The following is a 19171-nucleotide window of genomic DNA, read 5'->3' as shown; positions in this document are numbered from 1 at the left end:
GATCAGAGACTCAGCATCAGCCCGGCCAGCGCCGCGCTCATCAGATTGGCGAGGCTGCCGGCGATCAGCGCCTTGATGCCGAGCCGGGCGATCATCGGCCGCTGATTAGGCGCCAGGCTGCCGGTCACCGCCATCTGGATGGCAATGGACGAGAAATTGGCAAAGCCGCACAGCGCGAAGGTGGTGATCGCCACCGTGGCGGGCGATAGCGTGGCCTGCACCTGCCCCAGCTCGATGAAGGCGACGAACTCGTTGAGCACGACCTTGGTGCCGAACAGGCCGCCCGCGACCTGCGCCTCGTTCCACGGAATGTTGAGCAGCAGCATCACCGGCGCGAACAGCTTGCCGATCAGCATCTGGAAGCTGAGATCGGGATAGCCGAACCAGTTGCCGACCCCGCCGAGCAGGCCATTGGCCAGCGCGACCAGCGCCACGAAGGCAAGCACCATCGCGCCGACCGCGACGGCCAGCTTCACGCCGGTCTGCGCGCCTTGCGCGGCCGCCATGATGAGATTGGCGGGCTTCTCCTCCTCATGGGTGGCATCGGGCAGGATGACCGGCTCGATCTCGGCATCGTCGGGATTATCCGGCATGATGATCTTGGCCATCAAGATGCCGCCCGGCGCGGCCATGAAGGCGGCGGCGAGCAGATAGTCGATCTGGATGCCCATCGAGGCATAAGCGGCGAGGATCGTGCCGGCGACGCCGGCCATGCCGCTCGTCATCACGGTGAACAGCTGAGCCGGTGTGAGGCTGGCGAGATAGGGGCGGATGACCAGCGGGCTTTCGCTCTGGCCGACGAACACGTTGGCTGCGCAGCACAGGCTCTCCACCCGGGAGATGCCCGTCACCTTCTGGATGGCGCCGCCGACCCAGCGGATGACGAACTGCATGATGCCAAGATAATAGAGGATCGAGACGAGGCTCGCGAAGAAGATGATGACGGGCAGCGCGGCGATGGCAAAGCTGGTGCCGCCGACCTCCGGCCGGGCGAGCGGCCCGAAGATGAAGTTCGTGCCGGCCTGCGCATAGCCGAGCAGATTGCCGACGCCATGCGACATGGCGGCGATGGCGGCCTTGCCGGCGGGTACGTAGAGAACCAGCAGGGCGATGCCGGCTTGCAAGGCGAAGGCGGCGGCGACGACGCGCAGGCGGATGGCGCGCCGGTTGCCGGAGAGCAGCACGGCGATGGCAAGAATCGCGACGATGCCAACGAGGCCGATGAGGATGGGCATGGAGTGGCGGCTGTCCCCTGTTCGCATGGCCCGCCAAAGGGCCATCAGCGCGAATCGCTTATACAGGCGCGCTGCAGCGCGGCAATCGGCTGCGCGGCGGCGGGTGTCGTTGCACGGCGGCGCGTGGCATGTCGCGCACAGGGTCTCTTCCCGCCTCGCTGCAAAGTCATTAAGCGACGGGGATGACCGCACCCGCTCAGGCCCCGTCCGCACCCATCGCCCGCTCGCTGTTCGTCCTGTCCGTCTTCTATGGTGGCATGGTCTGCATCGCCGGTGTTCTCGGCAACAAACAGGTTTCGCTCGGGCCGCTCGGCGCCATCGGCTCGGCGCTCGGCTTGGGGGACTTGGCGGTGGAAGCCGGCATCTTCGCTTTCCTCCTACTGGTCGTCGTCTCGAGCGCAGTGGCGGAACTGCATGGCCGGGCCGTCGCCAACCGGCTGGTGCTACTGGGCTTCATCCCGCTGATCGTTTCGATCCTGCTCTCGGTGGTCGTGCTGGCCCTGCCGGCCGCGCACGAAATGGCGCCGGAGCGGCAGGCGGCCTTCGCCATGATCATGTCCGGAACGCCACGCATCTGGGCGGGCGGTATCGTCGCTTACGGTATTTCGCAGATCCTCAATGTCACCATCTTCGCTGCGCTCAAGGGGCAGGCGGGGAGCCGGCTGCTCTGGCTGCGCGCCGGCACGGCGAGCGTGCTCTCGCAGATCGTCGATACGCTGCTGTTCGTCACCATCGCCTTTTACGGCGTCTTCCCCATCGGAGCGCTGCTGGTGGGGCAGATGCTCGCCAAGGTTCTGCTCTCGGCGCTGCTTGTGCCACCGGTCATCTATGCGTTCGTGGCATTGGGGCGCCGGCTCGACCGGTAATGTAATCCGCTCGGGCTGAGCTTGTCGAAGCCTCGCTCTTCTTCTTGATAGAGGGAAAGAAGTAGCACGGCCTTTCGACAGGCTCAGGGCGAACAGGGAGGTAAGGGATGCCACACCCCCTCCTTTCTTGCAGCGCGGGCCGCAAAGCCTTATGCGCCCGCGCATGACCGATCACGCACCCGATCCCGCCCTGCTGGCCAAGGCCGAGACCCTTACCGAGGCGCTGCCCTACATGCAGCGTTATGCCGGCGAGACGTTCGTCGTGAAATATGGCGGCCATGCCATGGGCGATCCGGAGGCCGCGCGCGATTTCGCCGAGGATGTCGTGCTGATGAAGATGGTCGGCATCAATGTTGTGGTCGTCCATGGCGGCGGGCCGCAGATCGGCGCGATGCTCAAGAAACTGGGCGTCGAGAGCAAGTTCGTGAACGGCCTGCGCGTGACCGACGAGGAAACCGCGAAGATCGCCGAAATGGTCCTCGCCGGATCGATCAACAAGGAGATCGTCGGCTGGATCGCCCAGGCGGGTGGCCGCGCGGTCGGCATTTCCGGCAAGGATGGCGGCCTGGTGCTGTGCGAGAAGGTCGGCGGCAAGCGCGAGCCTGACCCGAACAGCGGCATCGAGCGCAATGTCGATCTCGGCTTTGTCGGCGACCCCGTGAAGGTGGACCGGCGCATTCTGGACAGCCTCTCGCGCGACGGCATTATTCCGGTGGTCGCGCCGGTCGGCATTGGCGCCGACGGGCATACCTATAATGTGAATGCCGATACCATGGCGGGCGCAATCGCCGCTGAACTCGGCGCCAAGCGCTTCTTCCTGCTCACCGACGTGGCGGGCGTGCTGAACAAGGACAAGGATCTGCTGAGCGATCTGACCCCGGCGAAGATCGGCGGTCTGGTCGAGGATGGCACGATTTCCGGCGGCATGATTCCCAAGGTGGAAACCTGCGTGAAGGCTGTCGAGGGCGGCGTGGAAGCGGCGGTCATTCTGGATGGGCGCATTCCGCATGTCATGCTGCTGGAGGTGTTCACCCGCCAGGGCGCCGGCACGTTGGTGCATCTGTAACGCGCGGCGCGCGGGGGCTATGGCGGTAGAAAATCACCGCCCTCAAGCAACTTGCAGCCGCTAGGCCCGCTGGGCTAGACTTGTCTCAACTTTCCACCACAGGACGAACCATGGCCGTTGCCCTTATCCAGACCTTGGCGATCCTGCTGAATGTCGCCTGGTGGATCATCATCGTTCAGGCCATCTTGAGCTGGCTGATCGCGTTCAACGTGATCAACACCAGCAATGATATCGTGCGCAGCATCTGGGTCGCGCTCGACCGGCTGACCGAGCCGCTCTATCGGCCCATCCGCCGGATCATGCCGGATTTGGGCGCGCTAGATCTCTCGCCGATGGTCGTGCTCATCATCATCATCATCCTGCAGGGGCCGGGCCTGACCGCGCTGGCAAGCTTGCTGCTCTGAGCGGACGTGCGCCGTGCCGCTTCGTCGTGACGGCGCAGACCTGCTGCTGGCGATTCGCCTGACGCCGAAGGCTGCGCGTGCTCGCCTTGGCGGAACGTTCACGGATGCCGCCGGCCAACGCTGGCTGCAGGCCAGCGTCACCGCGCCGCCGGACAAAGGCAAGGCCAATGCTGCCCTGCTGACGCTGCTCGCCCGACATCTGCGCGTGCCCGGATCGTCGATTTTGCTGGAGACAGGGGATACCAACCGGCTAAAGCGCCTGCGCATTGCGGGTGCTGATCCGCACACGGAACAGTCTTTGAGAGAGATCGCTGAGAAGGAGCGAAGCGCGACATGAGTTTGGGCAAGGAAATCGACGGCAAGGCATTCGCGGCGAAGCTGCGCGGGCGGATGGCCGAGGCAGTCCCCGGTTTCGTGGAGAAGACCGGGCGCAAGCCGGGCCTCGCGGTGGTGCTGGTCGGTGAAGACCCGGCGAGCAGCGTCTATGTCCGCTCCAAGGGCAAGGCGACGGTCGAAATCGGCATGAACAGCCTTGAGTTCAAGCGCCCCGCCACGATCAGCCAGGAAGAGCTGATCGAGCTGGTCGAAGAGCTGAATGCGGACGACAGCGTGGACGGCATTCTCGTCCAGCTGCCGCTGCCTGCCCATCTCGATGACAAGGCGGTGATCGCCACCATCGATCCCGCCAAGGATGTCGATGGCTTCCATGTCGTCAATGCCGGCAAGCTGGCGGTGGGCGATCCCACCGCTCTGGTGCCCTGCACGCCGCTTGGCTGCCTGATGCTGCTCAAGGACGAGCTGGGCGACCTCTCCGGCAAGGAAGCGGTCGTCATCGGTCGCTCGAACATCGTCGGCAAGCCGATGATGCAGCTGCTGCTGGCGGAAAGCTGCACCGTGACGGTGGCGCACAGCCGCACGCATGATGTGGCCGGTGTGGTCCACCGCGCGGACATCGTGGTCGCGGCGGTCGGCCGACCGGAAATGGTCAAGGGCAGCTGGATCAAGCCGGGCGCCGTGGTCATCGACGTGGGCATCAATCGCGTGAAGGGCGATGAGGACGGCAAGAGCAAGATCGTCGGTGACGTCGCCACCGCCGAGGCGATCAACCACGTCGCGGCGATCACGCCCGTGCCGGGTGGCGTCGGTCCGATGACCATCGCGGTGCTGTTGCGGAACACTTTGGTCGCCGCGCACGTTCGCGCGGGTCTGCCCGCACCCAAGGGCCTTTGATCCGCCGCGCTGCCTTTGCCTTGCTCGCCACGCTCTCCTTGGGCGTGGCGGCTGGTCCTGCGCACAGTCAGCGCCAGATGATGCCGAGCGTCGGCGTCGGCACGGCCAATCCCAGCGCCATCGTCGCTGCCGAACTGGGCATGGCCCGCCAGGCGCGCGAGGAGGGGCAATGGACGGCGCTGCGCAAGCTGGCCGACAAGGACGCCGTGATCTTCGCGCCCGGCCCGCTCAATGCCCAAGCCTGGCTTAAGCAGCAGACGGACCCCGCCCGGCCGGTGCGCTGGAACCCGCAGCAGATCTTCATCGCCTGCGATGGCAGCTATGCCGCCGCGACCGGGTCGCTGGAGCGCGTAAACGGACAAGCGGCGCGGTTCGTCACCCTTTGGCGGCAGCAGCGCAAGGGTGATTATAAATGGGTGATGACGGCCACCAGCGACACGCCATGGAGCGGCGAGGCGGACGGCATGATCAAGGCCTCCGTTGCCGATTGCGCGCGACGGGGTGAGCGGCCGGAGCGGCGCGATCGCGACCGCGACATTGTGCGCCTGCCGGACCCGCCGCCGGCCAGCGGGTCGGCGCAGTCCGAGGACGGGTCGCTGCGCTGGACATGGACGGTGAGCGGCGATGCGCGGACGCTGGAGGTCTTCCTGCGTCGCGGTGCCGGTGAGGAGCGGGCCATTCAGGAGACGGTGGCGGAGGGCCCGCGATGATGGAGCTGTTCCTCGCGGCGTTCATCACGCTGTTCGTCGTCATCGACCCGCCGGGCACGGCGCCGATCTTCAGCAGCCTCACCATTGGCGCGAGCGGCGCCCAGCGTCGCAGCATGGCGGTGCGGGCGGTGATCGTGGCGGCCTGTATCCTGCTCGCCTTCGCGCTGGCGGGGGAGGCGTTCCTGCGCACCCTCGGCATCACGCTGGAGGCATTCCGCATCGCGGGTGGCATCATGCTGTTCTTCATCGCCATGGACATGGTGTTCGAGACGCGGACGCGGCGGCGCGAAGACCGTGCGCAGAAGATCAAGGAAACGCCGGAAATCGAGGATGTCGCCATCTTCCCGATGGCGATGCCGATGATTGCCGGGCCGGGATCGATCGCGACGATCATGCTCTTAATGGCGCGGGCGACGGGTCCGCAGGAGACGGCGATCGTGCTCTTCGCGCTCGCGGCCAATCTGCTGCTGATGCTGGCAGCGCTCCTGGCGGTCGGCCCGATCATGCGGGTGTTCGGTGGTCAGGTGGAGGCGGTCATTACCCGTTTGCTGGGTGTGATTCTCGCGGCGCTTGCGGTGCAGTTCGTGATCGACGGATTGCGCCAGAGCATTCTCTGATTTGAGAGGGAAGGGCCGGAGAGACACGCTCCCCGACCCTTCCCATCATGCAGTTCAGCTCGCGACGGCGGGCACGATCTTGATTTCCACGCGGCGGTTCTGCGCCTTGCCGTCAGCGGTTTCGTTACTGGCGACCGGGCGCGTCTCGCCATAGCCCATCGTCGCCATGCGGATCGGATCGACGCCGCGACGCCCGAGATAATTGGCAACGGCCTGCGCGCGACGCTCAGACAGCGCCTGGTTGTAAGCCTCGCTGCCGTCGGAATCGGTGTGACCCAGCACGTCGATCATCGTCTTGGGATATTCCGCAAGGGTCGAGGCCACCTGATCCAGCGTGGACTGCGCCTGCGGCTGCACCGTGGCCTGGTCGGTCGCGAAGGTGATGCCGGAGGGCATGCGGAGCAGCAATTCATCGCCCTGACGGACGACATCGACGCCGGTGCCGGCGGTCTGCTGGCGCAGCTTCCTCTCCTGCGCATCCATATAAGCGCCGACGCCCGCGCCGGCCACGGCACCAATGCCCGCGCCGACGATCTTCTCCGTGCGGTCGTTGCGGCCGCCCAAAATGTCGCCGAGCAGATAGCCGCCGAGCGCGCCGCCGACGCCGCCGATAGCGGCCTTCGAAATGGTCCGATTGCCGGTTTCGGGATCGGTCACACAGCCGGAGAGGGCCAGCGCCGCCAAAGCGGTGCCGGCAAGGGCGAAGGGGGAATGGCTGCGAAGGCTCATGATTATCTCCTCAAGTCTGGCCTCCCACGCTGTTACGCGGGAACCCAGCCATTAACGGCGCGGGAACCTGATTAGTTCCTGAACGAGGGAACTCTTGCCGGCCTGCGATGTTGCCCGGCAATGTTGCAAGTGGCTTTCCGTAGCGAAAGCCGCTAAGCTTTCAGCCAACAACCCCCTTTAGAAGAGACCATGCCGCCTTTTCCCTGGCTCGATGCCGCCATCGTCCTCGCGCTGATTGCGCTCAACGGCGTCTTTGCCATGTCGGAACTGGCCATTGTCTCGGCACGCCGGCCACGGCTGGAGGCCATGACCCGCAATGGCAAGCATGGGGCACGGGCGGCGCTGGGCCTCAGCGCTGAGCCGGGTCGCTTCCTGTCTACCGTCCAGATCGGCATCACGCTCATCGGCATTCTCGCCGGTGCCTATTCGGGCGATAAGCTCGGCGGCCCGCTGGGCGCGATCTTCGCCTATCTCGGCATGTCCGCCAATCTGGCCCAGAACACCGGTTTTGGCGTTGCGATCGTCGCGACGACCTATGTCTCGCTGATCATCGGCGAGCTGGTGCCCAAGCAGCTTGCGCTGCGCAATCCCGAGCCGCTGGCCTGCGTCGTCGCGCCCCTGATGATCATGCTCGCGCGGGTTGCCGCACCGATCGTCTGGGTGCTGGATCAGTCCAGCGAGGTCATCTTCAAGCTGATGCGCCTCAAGCGTGAAGGCTCGGACCATGTGACGGCGGAGGAACTGCAGCTTATCGTGGCGGAAGCGAGCCGGCATGGCGTGATCGAGGAAAGCGAGCGCGCGATCATTTCCGGCGTGGTGCGACTGGCCGACCGGCCGGTGCGCGAAGTGATGACGCCGCGCCGCGATGTCGACTGGCTGGATGCCGATGCCAGCGCCGAGCAATTGCGCGAGAAGCTGCTCGCGACCCCGCACACCCGCCTGCCGGTGGCGCAGGGCAGCGTGGAGGACATTATCGGCGTCGTGCAGGCGCGTGACGTGATGGCGGCGCTGTTCCGGGGTGAGGCGCTCGACTTGCGGGTGCTCATGCGCCCCGTCTCCATCGTGCCCGATCAGGTGGATGCCATGGACGCCCTCAACCGCCTGCGGGAGGCCGACGCCCCCATGGTGATGGTGCATGACGAATATGGCCATTTCGAAGGCATTGTGACGCCGGCAGACCTCATGTCCGCCATCGCTGGCGAGTTCGCGTCCGACAGCGATCTGTACACCCAGCCGATGGTCACGGAGCGGGAGGATGGCAGCCTGCTCGTCTCCGGCCAGATGGCCATCGACGCGCTGGCCGAGCGCATCGACCTCGATCTCTCCGAAGACCGCGACTACGCGACCGTTGCCGGCTTTGCGCTGGCCGTGCTGCGCCACCTGCCCGAAGAGGGCGAGCATTTCAGCGAGCAGGGCTGGCGGTTCGAGATCGTCGATATGGACGGGCGCAAGATCGACAAGCTGCTGGTCAGCGCGGAAGATTGATCCGTGCGCCTGCGCCGGTTTGGTCAGGCATAGGCATAAGGCCCGCCCGTCTCCAGCGCGCGCTGATAGGCGGGCCGTGACTGCACCCGGTCCAGCCAGGCGATTGTCGCGGGACGGCTCTCGTCCAGCCCACCCCGGCTGCGCGCGGCCTCAAGCGGAAAGCTCATCATCACATCGGCCCCACTGATCTGGTTGCCGGCAAACCACGGACGCCGGCTCAGCTCGGCTTCGACATAATCGAGATGGACGTCGATCATCGGCTGGATGCGCTTGACGGCGACCTTGCCGACCAACGGAATGCGGGCGAGCACGAGCTTGAGCAGCAGCGGCGGCATCATCGAGCCTTCCGCATAATGCAGGAACATGCGGTATTGAAGCCTTCCGTCAGCGTCATCGGGCGGCCCGAACTGGCCGGATTTCTCGACCAGATATTCGACGATCGCGCCGCTCTCGATCAGCGTGCGGCCTTCATCTTCCAGCACCGGAGACTTGCCGAGCGGATGCACCGCCTTGAGCGCGGCGGGCGCGAACATGGTTTCGGGATCGCGCTCATAGCGGCGCAATTCATAGGGCAGGCCCAACTCCTCCAGCATCCACAGGATGCGCTGCGAGCGGGAATTGTTGAGATGGTGGACGATCATGGGCGTGCCCTTGCAATGATTGATCCCCCGCGCCCTTGTCCCTGATGGCAAGGGGCGGAGTCAAGGCAAGGGGCCGTGGTCTATGGGTCAGGCGATCAGTCCGCCGCGCTGCCGCCTTCCCGCGCGATTTCCCGCCAGCCGAGGTCGCGCCGGCAGAAGCCGCCGGGGAAATCGACCTGATCGACCAGCGCATAAGCTGCGTCGCGCGCCTGCGTGACCGTTGCCCCCCGCGCGGTGACGTTCAGCACGCGGCCGCCGCTGGCCACGAGCTGCCCGTCCTTGAGCGTCGTGCCGGCGTGGAAGATCTTGGCACCATCGGGCGCCATCGGAAGCGCGATGGGCGCGCCTTTCTCGGGCGTGCCGGGATAGCCCTTCGCGGCCAGCACCACGGTGAGCGCCGGGTCGGGCGCGAAGCTGGGGCCGCTGGCCTCGTCGAGCGTCCCTTGCGCGACGGAGAGCAGCAGCGAAACCAGATCGCTGGTCAGCCGCATCATCAGCACCTGGCATTCCGGGTCGCCAAAGCGGCAATTATATTCGATGAGCTTGGGGCCGTCCGTGGTGAGCATCAGCCCGGCGAATAGCACGCCCGAATAAGGCGTGCCGCGCGCGGCGAGCGTCGTCACCGTCGGGCGGATGATCTGATCCATCACGGCATCCTGCAGGGCAGGCGTGAGCACCGAGGCCGGACTATAGGCGCCCATGCCGCCGGTATTGGGGCCGGTGTCGCCTTCACCCACGCGCTTGTGATCTTGCGCCGAGCCGAAGGCGACGACATGCGTGCCATCGGTGAGGGCGAAGAAGCTGGCTTCCTCGCCCTCCATAAATTCTTCCAGCACCACTTCCGCGCCCGATGCGCCGAAGCTGCCGCCGAACATGTCGCGGATCGCCTCTTCGGCCTCTTCGCGCGTCTGCGCGATGATGACGCCCTTGCCGGCGGCGAGCCCATCGGCCTTCACCACCACCGGCAGGCTGAAATCGCTCAGCGCCGCCAGCGCCACCTCAGCACTGGTGCAGCGGACATAGCCGGCCGTGGGAATGGCGGCATCGCGGCAGAGATCCTTGGTGAAGCCCTTGGAGCCTTCAAGCTGGGCGGCAGCGGCGCTCGGCCCGAACACCGGGATGTCCACGGCGCGCAGGCTGTCGGCAATCCCGTCCACCAGCGGCGCTTCCGGGCCGACGACCACCAGACCGACGTTGTTAGCGCGGCAAAAATCGATCACGGCGGCATGATCGGCAAGGTCGATATCGACCAGGCGCGCCGCCTCGGCTATGCCGGGATTGCCCGGTGCGGCGAACAGGCCGGTGCAGAGCGGCGATTGCGCCAGCTTCCAGGCGAGGGCATGTTCGCGCCCGCCACCGCCGAGCAAAAGGATATTCATGAGCGATTTTTCCGTCAGTGAGGATGCGTCCGGCCGCCTGTTAGCGCAGGAGCGCGCGGGGGACAATCTGACCGCGCTCAGCATTTCCGAACTGTCCGCCCAGCTCAAGCGCACGGTGGAGGACCGCTTCGGCTTCGTGCGCCTGCGCGGCGAGATTTCGGGCTTCAAGCGGGCCGCCTCCGGCCATGTCTATTGCTGCCTCAAGGACGATGCGGCGGTGATCGACGGGGTGATGTGGAAAGGCACGGCGGGCCGGCTCGCCTTCCGGCCCGAAGATGGACTGGATGTGATCGTCACCGGCAAGGTCACGACTTATCCCGGACGCTCCAAATATCAGATCGTCATCGAGAGCATGGAGCTGGCCGGCGAGGGCGCACTGATGCAGCTCTTCGAGAAGCTCAAGGCACGCTTGTCCGCCGAAGGGCTGTTCGATCCCGTCAAGCGCCGGCCGATCCCGATGCTGCCCGATGTGATCGGCGTGGTGACCTCGCCCACCGGCGCAGTGATTCGCGACATTCTCCACCGGCTTGCCGATCGCTTTCCGAGCCGCGTATTGCTCTGGCCCGTGCTGGTGCAGGGGGAGGGCGCGGCGGCACAGGTGGCAGCGGCGGTGCGCGGCTTTGGCGCGTTACCGGCGAATGGCCCGATTCCGCGCCCCGACGTGCTGATCGTGGCGCGCGGTGGCGGCTCCATCGAGGATCTGTGGTCGTTCAACGAGGAAGTCGTGGTGCGTGCGGTTGCGGAGTCACCGATTCCCGTCATTTCCGCCGTGGGGCATGAAACGGACACGACCTTGTGCGATTTCGCTGCCGATCTCCGCGCGCCGACGCCCACCGCTGCTGCGGAGATGGCCGTGCCGGTCCGTGCCGACCTCGCCGTGCAGGTCGCTGAGCTGCGCGCCCGGATGCAGCGCTGCGTGGCGCGCGGTCTGGACCGCAACCGCGAGCGATTGGAAGCACAGCGGCGGCTCCTCCCGCGCCCGGACGTGCTGCTGGCCCAGGCCCGCCAGCGGGCGGACGATCTCAGCGACCGGCTGCGGCGGGGCCTTTCCCACCGGGTGAGCCGGGCGCGCCACGAGCTGGCGGACGCATCCGGCGCATTGCGACCCTCATTGCTGCAGAGCCACCTCGCGCGGGAACGGCAGAAGCTTGCCAACGTCCGGCTCTCCCCGCTGGTGCTCGAGCGCCGGCTGGGCGACGCGCGGCGGCAGCTGGATGGGCTGTGGCGGCTGGCGCAGTCGCTCAATCCCGATGCGCCGCTCAAGCGTGGCTTCGCCCGCGTGATGGCGCAAGGCCGGCTGGTGCGCTCCGCCGAGGAGGCGCGCGCGGCGGGGCGGGTGACGCTCAAGTTCGAGCAGGATGAGGTGACCGCACTGACGCAGCCCGATGCGGCGGGTGGCGACTCTCCGGCGCCGGCCTTCCCGTCCTCCGCGCCGCCACCGCCCGCGCCCCGGCCGGTGCGCAAGGCGGCCCCTTCCGCTACGCCAGCGCGGCAGACCGACCTGTTCGACTGACGGCGCGCCCTTGCATCGCGCCAGCCGCGCGGCCATGAGTGCGGCATGACAGGTTTCCGCTTCCGCTCTCGTTCTGTTCTGGCGGGAGGTCTGCTCGCCGCATTGGCCGGCTGTGCGACGGTCCAGGCACCGCCGCCGGAAGCCAGCGCGCTGCCCATCGAGGACGTGCCCGATCTTGCGCTACCGCAAGGGCCGGCCACGTTGCAGGTTCGCGGTACCCCCCGGCAAGGGGCACTGCTGCGCGGCCTCGTCCCCGTCGGCACGCTCGGCCTCACGCTCGATGGCGTGCCGGTGGCCGTGGACGCCGAGGGGAACTTCATCATCGGGCTGGACCGCGATGCCCCCGCGAACATGACGCTGGAAGCGACCGGGCGCGATGGGCGCAAGCAACGGCGCGTGCTGACCATCGCGCGCGGCGACTGGAAGATCCAGAACGTCAATGCCTCGATCACCGGCAGCGCCACCAGCGAGGAGTTCCAGCAACGGCGGGCGGGCGAACTGGCGCGCATCGTTGCCGCCCGGGGTGATCCGCAACTAAGCAATGGCTGGCGGCAGACATTCATCTGGCCGGTGAAGGCGCGCATTTCCGGCGTGTTCGGCTCGCAGCGCATCTATCGGGGCACGCCCGGCAGCTATCATAGCGGGCTCGATCTCGCCGGGGGGCAGGGCACGGTCTATGTCGCGCCGGCGGACGGCGTTGTCGTGCTCGCCAGCGAAGAGCCGTTCACGCTGGAAGGCAAGCTGCTCATCATCGATCACGGCATGGGCCTCAACAGCGCCTTCCTGCACAGCGATCGGCTGCTGGTGAAGGAAGGCGATCTGGTGCGCCAGGGCCAGCCGCTCGGCGAGATCGGCGCGACGGGCCGCGTGACAGGTCCGCATCTGCACTGGAGCATGAAGTGGAACGATGCGCGGATTGATCCGTTACCGCTGGTACAGGGCCAAGCGGCTCGCTGATCGACAATCAGGCTGGATGCCGTAGCGTCCGGCTGTCGGTCTCATTTGCTGCATTGCAGCACGATGTGCCAAGGCCACAGTGGCGGGTGCGGCGGTCTGAAAATGCCCCCTTTGAGCATCGGACGCTACGGCAAGCTGGCCCATGAGTCGCTCCGATTTCGCCACGAATTCCATGTTCATTCGAACGGCGGTGTGAGAAGATTAACAAATAGTTTCTAGGAAAACTGCGGTTCGGGACGATTTGTGTCGTGCTGTGTAGATCGCCGCTAATATTGTTACAGCGGACCGCAGGGCGCGGAGGCACCCGGATCGGCGATTTTGTTGCATGAATGTGACATGTACGGGAAAATAGCCCCTTCATGCTGCACCTGCGCTTTACACCTTTAACCAATCCGCACAGTTTCACGGCCATATAGCGCAGGGGCCACGCGTGTTGTCGTCGGGAGACCGAGAGGACGACGCACGATCCCCGCGTTTCGTGCGACCGGATGTTCCCGGCCGCAGTTCGCAAATTCCAGAGCAAGGGACTGGATCGTGAAGAAAATAACATCGCAAACATTGCTGAAGCTGGCAGCTGCACCTGCCGTGCTCGGCCTCGCCATGCTGAGCTCCGCCGCACATGCGCAGGAGCCGCAGAACGCGGATGCCGCTGAGGAGGGCGAGGTGATCGTCGTTACCGGATCGCGCATTGCGCGACCTGAGCTCGAAGTTGCCAACCCGATTGTTGCGATCACAGCGGCTGCAATCGAGAATACCGGTCAAACCAATATCGCGGACATTCTGATCCGGAACCCTGCTTTGACCGCATCGATCGGCTCATCTCTTTCGGGCGGTGCAGATGCAGGGTTCGGCGAGACGGGCGTGAACCTGCTCGACCTGCGGAACCTCGGTACCGATCGCACGCTGGTGCTGGTCAACGGAAAGCGTCACGTCGCAGGCGTCGCCAATTCGGCAGCGGTCGATATTAACACGATCCCGCAAGAACTGATCGAGAAGGTTGACGTGCTCACCGGCGGCGCGTCTGCCGTTTACGGTGCGGACGGCGTGTCCGGCGTGGTGAACTTCATCTTGAAGCGCAACTATGACGGGTTCTCCGCGCGTGCACAGGCTGGTATCTCCAGCAAAGGCGATGCCGGCAGCCAGTTGTTTTCGGTGGTCGCCGGTAAGAATTTTCTGGATGATCGCGCAAACCTGACGGTTGCATATGAGTACAACCGGGCCGATCGGCTTCACAGTTCCAAACGCCTCTACTCAGGCGATCCGTCGCGCTGGGCGGTGATGGTTCAGAACCCAAATGATTTCCTTGAAAATGAAGACGGCGATCCAGTCGACGATCCCAATGTTTTCGACAACATTCGCCAGAATAACCTGACTTGGGCTTATAGCGCTCGCCCGGGGATGGTCGCACTTGATAGCGGTCTCTATCTGGGCGACGGTCGAGCATATGATGAAGGCATCGTGCTGCCAGGCACCGCTTTTGCCATTGGGGGGACGAATACACCCGTCGCCGGTTATTATGGTGACTTGCAGCCGGAGACAGAACGTCACTCGTTCAACATGATGTCGAGCTTTGAGTTCTCGCCTGCAGCCCGTCTCTACTTTGAAGGCAAATACGTAAAGAACGAGTCCTTCTCGGTTGGTCAGCCCAGTTTTGACTTCGGCACCTACCTTGCTCCTGACAACGCCTATCTCATTGAGCGCTTTGGTGCTGATGAGGCGGCGGGCGGCGCAGGGCTTTATCGCGATAACTTCGATTTGGGCATTCGCGGTGAAACGACCGAACGCGAAACCTTCCGCATCGTCGTCGGTCTCGAAGGTGAGATTACGGACAACCTGCGCTACGACATCTCCTATGTATTCGGTCGTACCAAGTCGCAGTTCGTTCAGACCTCGAACCTGATTGGCGACCGCTTCTTCGCCGCACTTGATGCAGTGCGCGATCCGGTCTCGGGCAATATCGTGTGTCGTTCGACCCTCGATCCCACGTCGAACATTGATCCCGAGAATTTCGACGCGCCTGCAACGACGTTTACGCCCGGAGCGAACAGCGCTTGTCGCCCACTCAATCTCCTTGGTGAAGGTGTTGCAAGCCAGGAGGCACTCGCCTTCGTCCTGGCGGACAATGTCAGTCGCTCACGCGTCGCTCAGGAAGTCGTTAGCGGCTATATCTCGGGCGATACGGAAGCCTTCTTCAATCTGCCAGGTGGACCCGTCGGTTTTGCGATCGGCGCTGAGTATCGTCGCGAAAAGAGCAGCGAAACGCCTGACGTGCGGATTCAAAATGGTGATTTCCGAGACTTCAGCGCCATCGCGCCGAGCAGCGGTGAATTTGACGTGAAGGAAGTCTTCGGCGAGATCAATCTTCCGATTCTGGCTGATCTTCCGTTCGCTGAACGCTTGTCGATCGGGGGCGCCATCCGCTTCTCGGATTACTCGACTGTGGGTAGCACGACGACCTGGAAGATCGACGGTGTTTATGCGCCGATCCGCGATATCCGTTTTCGTGCGACCTATTCGCAGGCTGTCCGTGCACCGAATATTGGAGAACTATTCCGGCCGGAAACCGGAACGTTCCTCTTCATTACCGATCCGTGCGACATCAATCGTCGTAATCAGGGCACCCAGTACCGGGCAGCAAACTGCGAAGCTCTTCTCGCTGGTTTTGGTTTGACGCCGACGCAGATCGCGACGTTTAGCCCAAGCAGCGTGCCTGAGCAAAATACGTCGCGTCGCGGCCTGTACAGCGGTAATCAGGATCTGCAGGAGGAGACGGCCAAGACCTGGACGGCCGGCGTCGTGCTCCAGCCGAGCTTCATCCCGGGACTGTCCATAACGTTCGACTGGTACAATATTCGTATCACCGATGCCATCAACACGCCGACCGCGACCGAACTGGCCGAGCTTTGCGTTGATCAGCCGACGTTGGACAATCCTTACTGTCCAAACCTCTTCCGCGAAACGACACCCGGATCGACGCTTGGCTTCTTCCTGGGTCAAGGCAACGACCCGCTGCGTCGCAACGCCTTCCTTGTACGTCCTGAAAACGTCGCGGCGTTCCGGACTGCCGGCGCGGACTTCACGATCAACTACGTGGTTACGCCGGCAGCGAACATCGGTCGGTTCCAGTTCAGTCTGGCTGGCGGTTACCTCGACTCGATCAATTTCGTGCCGACGCTCGGAGCTGATGTCGATGATGATTTGCTGGAGCGGTACAATCCCCGCTGGCGCGGGAGTGTCAGCCTGACCTGGGCGCTCGAGAACTTCTCGATCAACTACGGCCTGAGCTACTGGAGCAAGACACGTCGTTACACGACCGAGCAGCTTGCGGGCGATCCGGACATCTCTGATCCCAAGTATTTCTTCTTCAAGGAGCGTTGGGAGCACGATATCCGTGCGGCATTTACCGTGGACGAAAAGTTCGAGTTCTATGGCGGCGTGAACAACCTGTTCGACTACGAGCCGGAACCCGGTCAGCTCAGCTATCCGGTATCGGGCGTTGGACGCTACCTCTATGCGGGCGTGAAGGTCGGTTTCTAACGACCTCCTGACCATTGCCAGAAACAAAAAGGGCGGCCCATTTGGCCGCCCTTTCCTTTATTACGTGCGTTCGCACCCTCACCCCACCGTCAACACCAGCGCCCCATCGCCCTCATCGACGCGCACAGTTGCGCCGTCGGGCACTTCGCCGCGCAGGATGAGGTCGGCGAGCGGGTCTTGCAGATATTTCTGCACCGCGCGCTTCAAGGGGCGGGCGCCGTAGACCGGATCGTAGCCCACCCGGCCGAGCCAGGCGCGGGCGCCGTCGGTGAGGTCGAGCGTGACCTTGCGGTCCTTGAGCAGCTTGCCGACGCGGGCGACCTGGATGTCGACGATCGGCCCCATATGCTCTGCGCCCAGGCGGTGGAACAGGATGATCTCGTCCAGCCGGTTGAGGAATTCGGGGCGGAAGTGCGCACGCACCACGTCCATCACCTGATCCTCCACCTTTTCCACCGGCTCATCGTCACCAAGGCTGGTGAGGAACTGGCTGCCGAGGTTACTGGTCAGCACGATGATCGTGTTGGTGAAGTCCACGGTGCGGCCCTGCCCGTCGGTCAGGCGGCCATCGTCGAGCACCTGGAGGAGCACGTTGAACACGTCGCCATGCGCCTTCTCCACCTCGTCGAACAGCACGACCTGATAGGGCCGGCGGCGGACGGCTTCGGTCAGCACGCCGCCTTCCTCATAGCCGACATAGCCCGGCGGCGCGCCGATCAGCCGCGCGACGCTGTGCTTCTCCATGAACTCGCTCATGTCGATGCGCACCATCGCATTGCTGTCGTCGAACAGGAATTCGGCGAGCGCCTTGGTCAGTTCCGTCTTGCCGACGCCCGTCGGGCCGAGGAACAGGAAGCTGCCGAGCGGCCGGTTGGGGTCCTGCAGACCGGCGCGTGAGCGGCGCACGGCGGTGGAGACGGCCTTCACCGCATCGGCCTGGCCGATCACCCGGCGACCCAGCTCCTCCTCCATGGCCAGCAGCTTCTCGCGCTCGCCTTCCAGCATCTTGTCGACCGGAATGCCGGTCCAGCGCGAGACGACGCTGGCGATGTCCTCGCTGGTCACTTCCTCACGCAGCATCGCGCCCTTGGAGGCGGACTGCGCCTCTTCGAGCTGCTTCTCCAGCGTGGGGATGGTGCCATATTGCAGCTCGCCAGCCTTGGCATATTCGCCGGTGCGCTGCGCCTGCTCCAGCTGGATGCGCGCGGCATCGAGCTGTTCCTTGAGCTTGGCCTCGCCCGCGATCTTGTCCTTCTCGGCCTGCCAGCGGCCGGTGAGTTCGGCCGATTGCTGCTCCAGATTGGCGAGGTCGCCTTCCAGCGCCGCCAGCCGGTCCTTGCTCGCCTGATCGGTCTCCTTCTTCAGCGCCTCGCGCTCGATCTGCAGCTGCATGATCCGCCGGTCGAGATTCTCGATCTCCTCCGGCTTGGATTCCACCTCCATGCGGATGCGGCTCGCGGCCTCGTCCATCAGGTCGATGGCCTTGTCCGGCAGGAAGCGGTCGGTGATGTAGCGGTTGGAGAGCGTCGCGGCGGAGACAATGGCGCCGTCCGCGATCCGCACGCCATGGTGCGTCTCGTACTTGTCCTTTATGCCGCGCAGGATGGAGATGGTGTCCTCCACCGTCGGCTCGCCAACGAACACGGGCTGGAACCGCCGCTGGAGGGCGGGGTCCTTCTCGACATATTTGCGATACTCATCGAGCGTGGTCGCGCCGATGCAGTGCAACTCGCCGCGCGCCAAGGCCGGCTTCAAGAGGTTGGAGGCATCCATCGCGCCTTCGGATTTGCCCGCGCCGATCAGCGTGTGCATTTCATCGACGAAGAGGATGATCTGGCCGTCCGCGCCCTTCACCTCGTCGAGCACGCCCTTGAGGCGCTCCTCGAATTCGCCGCGATACTTCGCGCCGGCGATGAGGCTGCCCATGTCGAGCGCCATCAGCGTGCGGTCCTTGAGGGTGTCGGGCACGTCGCCATTGGCGATGCGCAGGGCCAGGCCCTCGGCGATGGCGGTCTTGCCGACGCCGGGTTCGCCGATCAGCACCGGGTTGTTCTTGGTGCGCCGAGCGAGGATCTGGATGGTGCGGCGGATTTCCTCGTCGCGGCCGATCACCGGATCGAGCTTGCCGTCGCGGGCGGCCTCGGTGAGATCGCGGGCGAATTTCTTGAGTGCGTCGTAGCGGTCCTCGGCAGAGGCCGTGTCCGCCGTCCGCCCGCCGCGCAAGGCATTGATCGCGCCATTGAGCGCCTCGGCCTTCACGCCGGCGGTGGCCAGCGCCTTGCCGGCGGCTGTCGTCGTCGCCAGCACCAGAGCGAGCAGCAGCCGCTCGACCGTGACATAGCTGTCGCCCGCCTTCTGCGCGACCTGCTCGGCGGAATCGAGCACGCGCACCGCGTCATTGTCGAGGCCGGGGGTCTGCTGCGCGCCCGATCCGCTGACGGCGGGCACCTTGGCGAGCGCCGCGTCGGTCTCGCGCAGCGCGGTCGCGGCATCGCCCCCCGCCGCCTTGATGAGGCCGCTGGCCATGCCCTGCTCATCCTCGAGCAGCGCCTTGAGTAGATGCTCCGGGCTGATGCGCTGGTGGTTCATGCGGATCGCAACAGTCTGTGCGCTCTGCAGGAAGCCTTTGGCCCGGTCTGTGAACTTTTCGAGATTCATACTATCTCCCTTCGCCCGCCACAGATGGTGTTGCTATTTCGCAACACAAGAGGGCGGTGCGTTTTTCTCCGGCGCGATCCGGGCAGCATGATCGACCGCTGCCAATATGCCATGCCAGCTTCGATATGATCAACGCTCAAGCTC

16 protein-coding genes are annotated in these 19171 nt (G+C 64.8%); 11 read left to right on the top strand and 5 right to left on the bottom strand.

The features are described 5' to 3' along the window. Nucleotides 1-2 precede the first annotated feature (2 nt). Nucleotides 3-1235, bottom strand: a complete 1233-nt coding sequence (locus M2335_RS14665) for a NupC/NupG family nucleoside CNT transporter (protein ID WP_181558667.1) — start codon at nt 1233-1235, stop codon at nt 3-5. A 182-nt stretch (nt 1236-1417) separates the two neighbouring features. Between M2335_RS14665 and M2335_RS14660 the strand changes: the two genes are divergently transcribed. The 7 genes from M2335_RS14660 (at nt 1418) to M2335_RS14630 (ending at nt 6128) form a co-directional block, all read left to right on the top strand. Continuing rightward, a complete protein-coding gene (locus M2335_RS14660) occupies nt 1418-2101 on the top strand; it encodes a queuosine precursor transporter (protein ID WP_264595144.1) in 684 nt (227 codons plus the stop codon). A 151-nt stretch (nt 2102-2252) separates the two neighbouring features. After that, nucleotides 2253-3167 (top strand): acetylglutamate kinase, encoded by a 915-nt coding sequence (gene argB, locus M2335_RS14655; RefSeq protein WP_181558669.1) that lies wholly within the window; start codon nt 2253-2255, stop codon nt 3165-3167. Between the two features lie 110 nt (nt 3168-3277). Next, complete coding sequence (locus tag M2335_RS14650) at nt 3278-3571, top strand: YggT family protein (RefSeq protein ID WP_181558670.1); 294 nt, start codon at nt 3278-3280, stop codon at nt 3569-3571. Between the two features lie 13 nt (nt 3572-3584). Next, nucleotides 3585-3908, top strand: a complete 324-nt coding sequence (locus tag M2335_RS14645) for a DUF167 domain-containing protein (protein ID WP_264571987.1) — start codon at nt 3585-3587, stop codon at nt 3906-3908. Then, nucleotides 3905-4801: a bifunctional methylenetetrahydrofolate dehydrogenase/methenyltetrahydrofolate cyclohydrolase FolD gene (folD, locus tag M2335_RS14640; RefSeq protein ID WP_264595143.1), complete on the top strand. Its 897-nt coding sequence runs from the start codon at nt 3905-3907 to the stop codon at nt 4799-4801. Before M2335_RS14645 ends, folD begins: the two co-directional genes overlap by 4 nt. Continuing rightward, the gene (locus tag M2335_RS14635; protein WP_264595142.1) at nt 4798-5511 is read left to right on the top strand and encodes a hypothetical protein; all 714 of its coding nucleotides are present in this window, start codon (nt 4798-4800) and stop codon (nt 5509-5511) included. The genes folD and M2335_RS14635 overlap by 4 nt, the downstream gene beginning before the upstream one ends. Continuing rightward, nucleotides 5508-6128 (top strand): MarC family protein, encoded by a 621-nt coding sequence (locus M2335_RS14630; RefSeq protein WP_181558674.1) that lies wholly within the window; start codon nt 5508-5510, stop codon nt 6126-6128. The genes M2335_RS14635 and M2335_RS14630 overlap by 4 nt, the downstream gene beginning before the upstream one ends. 54 nt (nt 6129-6182) lie before the next feature. Here M2335_RS14630 and M2335_RS14625 read toward each other — a convergent pair whose 3' ends face one another. Then, nucleotides 6183-6857: an OmpA family protein gene (locus tag M2335_RS14625; protein ID WP_181558675.1), complete on the bottom strand. Its 675-nt coding sequence runs from the start codon at nt 6855-6857 to the stop codon at nt 6183-6185. 189 nt (nt 6858-7046) lie between these two features. Here M2335_RS14625 and M2335_RS14620 point away from each other — a divergent pair, with 189 nt between their 5' ends. Further along, nucleotides 7047-8342, top strand: coding sequence for a hemolysin family protein (locus M2335_RS14620; RefSeq protein WP_181558676.1), 1296 nt, complete (start codon nt 7047-7049; stop codon nt 8340-8342). A gap of 23 nt (nt 8343-8365) precedes the next feature. On the opposite strand, the gene M2335_RS14615 is transcribed toward M2335_RS14620, so the two are convergent. Together M2335_RS14615 and purD are read right to left on the bottom strand one after the other, a co-directional pair. Continuing rightward, the gene (locus M2335_RS14615) at nt 8366-8983 is read right to left on the bottom strand and encodes a glutathione S-transferase family protein (RefSeq protein WP_264595141.1); all 618 of its coding nucleotides are present in this window, start codon (nt 8981-8983) and stop codon (nt 8366-8368) included. 95 nt (nt 8984-9078) lie between these two features. Then, nucleotides 9079-10362 carry a phosphoribosylamine--glycine ligase gene (purD, locus tag M2335_RS14610; RefSeq protein WP_264595140.1) on the bottom strand — a complete coding sequence of 428 codons (1284 nt, stop codon included), beginning with the start codon at nt 10360-10362 and terminating at the stop codon, nt 9079-9081. Between purD and xseA the strand changes: the two genes are divergently transcribed. The 3 genes from xseA (at nt 10361) to M2335_RS14595 (ending at nt 16369) form a co-directional block, all read left to right on the top strand. Continuing rightward, the gene (gene xseA, locus M2335_RS14605) at nt 10361-11875 is read left to right on the top strand and encodes an exodeoxyribonuclease VII large subunit (protein WP_264595139.1); all 1515 of its coding nucleotides are present in this window, start codon (nt 10361-10363) and stop codon (nt 11873-11875) included. The two genes, purD and xseA, sit on opposite strands and share 2 nt — an antisense overlap. Before the next feature lie 45 nt (nt 11876-11920). After that, nucleotides 11921-12832: a M23 family metallopeptidase gene (locus tag M2335_RS14600; RefSeq protein WP_264595138.1), complete on the top strand. Its 912-nt coding sequence runs from the start codon at nt 11921-11923 to the stop codon at nt 12830-12832. 534 nt (nt 12833-13366) lie between these two features. Continuing rightward, the gene (locus M2335_RS14595) at nt 13367-16369 is read left to right on the top strand and encodes a TonB-dependent receptor plug domain-containing protein (RefSeq protein ID WP_264595137.1); all 3003 of its coding nucleotides are present in this window, start codon (nt 13367-13369) and stop codon (nt 16367-16369) included. A gap of 78 nt (nt 16370-16447) precedes the next feature. On the opposite strand, the gene clpB is transcribed toward M2335_RS14595, so the two are convergent. Then, nucleotides 16448-19027 carry an ATP-dependent chaperone ClpB gene (clpB, locus tag M2335_RS14590; RefSeq protein WP_264576582.1) on the bottom strand — a complete coding sequence of 860 codons (2580 nt, stop codon included), beginning with the start codon at nt 19025-19027 and terminating at the stop codon, nt 16448-16450. Nucleotides 19028-19171 lie beyond the last annotated feature (144 nt).

It is taken from the genome of Sphingobium sp. B12D2B (genome assembly GCF_025961775.1).
Lineage (GTDB): Bacteria > Pseudomonadota > Alphaproteobacteria > Sphingomonadales > Sphingomonadaceae > Sphingobium.
Note: the sequence above shows the minus strand (reverse complement) of the source record. Positions and strands in the feature narration are given on the sequence as shown.

Coding starts and splice junctions, on each gene's coding strand:
- M2335_RS14665 (WP_181558667.1), bottom strand. CDS start 1,235: ATGCCCATCCTCATCGGCCTCGTTGGCATCGTCGCGATTCTTGCCATC.
- M2335_RS14660 (WP_264595144.1), top strand. CDS start 1,418: ATGACCGCACCCGCTCAGGCCCCGTCCGCACCCATCGCCCGCTCGCTG.
- argB (WP_181558669.1), top strand. CDS start 2,253: ATGCGCCCGCGCATGACCGATCACGCACCCGATCCCGCCCTGCTGGCC.
- M2335_RS14650 (WP_181558670.1), top strand. CDS start 3,278: ATGGCCGTTGCCCTTATCCAGACCTTGGCGATCCTGCTGAATGTCGCC.
- folD (WP_264595143.1), top strand. CDS start 3,905: ATGAGTTTGGGCAAGGAAATCGACGGCAAGGCATTCGCGGCGAAGCTG.
- M2335_RS14630 (WP_181558674.1), top strand. CDS start 5,508: ATGATGGAGCTGTTCCTCGCGGCGTTCATCACGCTGTTCGTCGTCATC.
- M2335_RS14625 (WP_181558675.1), bottom strand. CDS start 6,857: ATGAGCCTTCGCAGCCATTCCCCCTTCGCCCTTGCCGGCACCGCTTTG.
- M2335_RS14620 (WP_181558676.1), top strand. CDS start 7,047: ATGCCGCCTTTTCCCTGGCTCGATGCCGCCATCGTCCTCGCGCTGATT.
- M2335_RS14615 (WP_264595141.1), bottom strand. CDS start 8,983: ATGATCGTCCACCATCTCAACAATTCCCGCTCGCAGCGCATCCTGTGG.
- xseA (WP_264595139.1), top strand. CDS start 10,361: ATGAGCGATTTTTCCGTCAGTGAGGATGCGTCCGGCCGCCTGTTAGCG.
- purD (WP_264595140.1), bottom strand. CDS start 10,362: ATGAATATCCTTTTGCTCGGCGGTGGCGGGCGCGAACATGCCCTCGCC.
- M2335_RS14600 (WP_264595138.1), top strand. CDS start 11,921: ATGACAGGTTTCCGCTTCCGCTCTCGTTCTGTTCTGGCGGGAGGTCTG.
- clpB (WP_264576582.1), bottom strand. CDS start 19,027: ATGAATCTCGAAAAGTTCACAGACCGGGCCAAAGGCTTCCTGCAGAGC.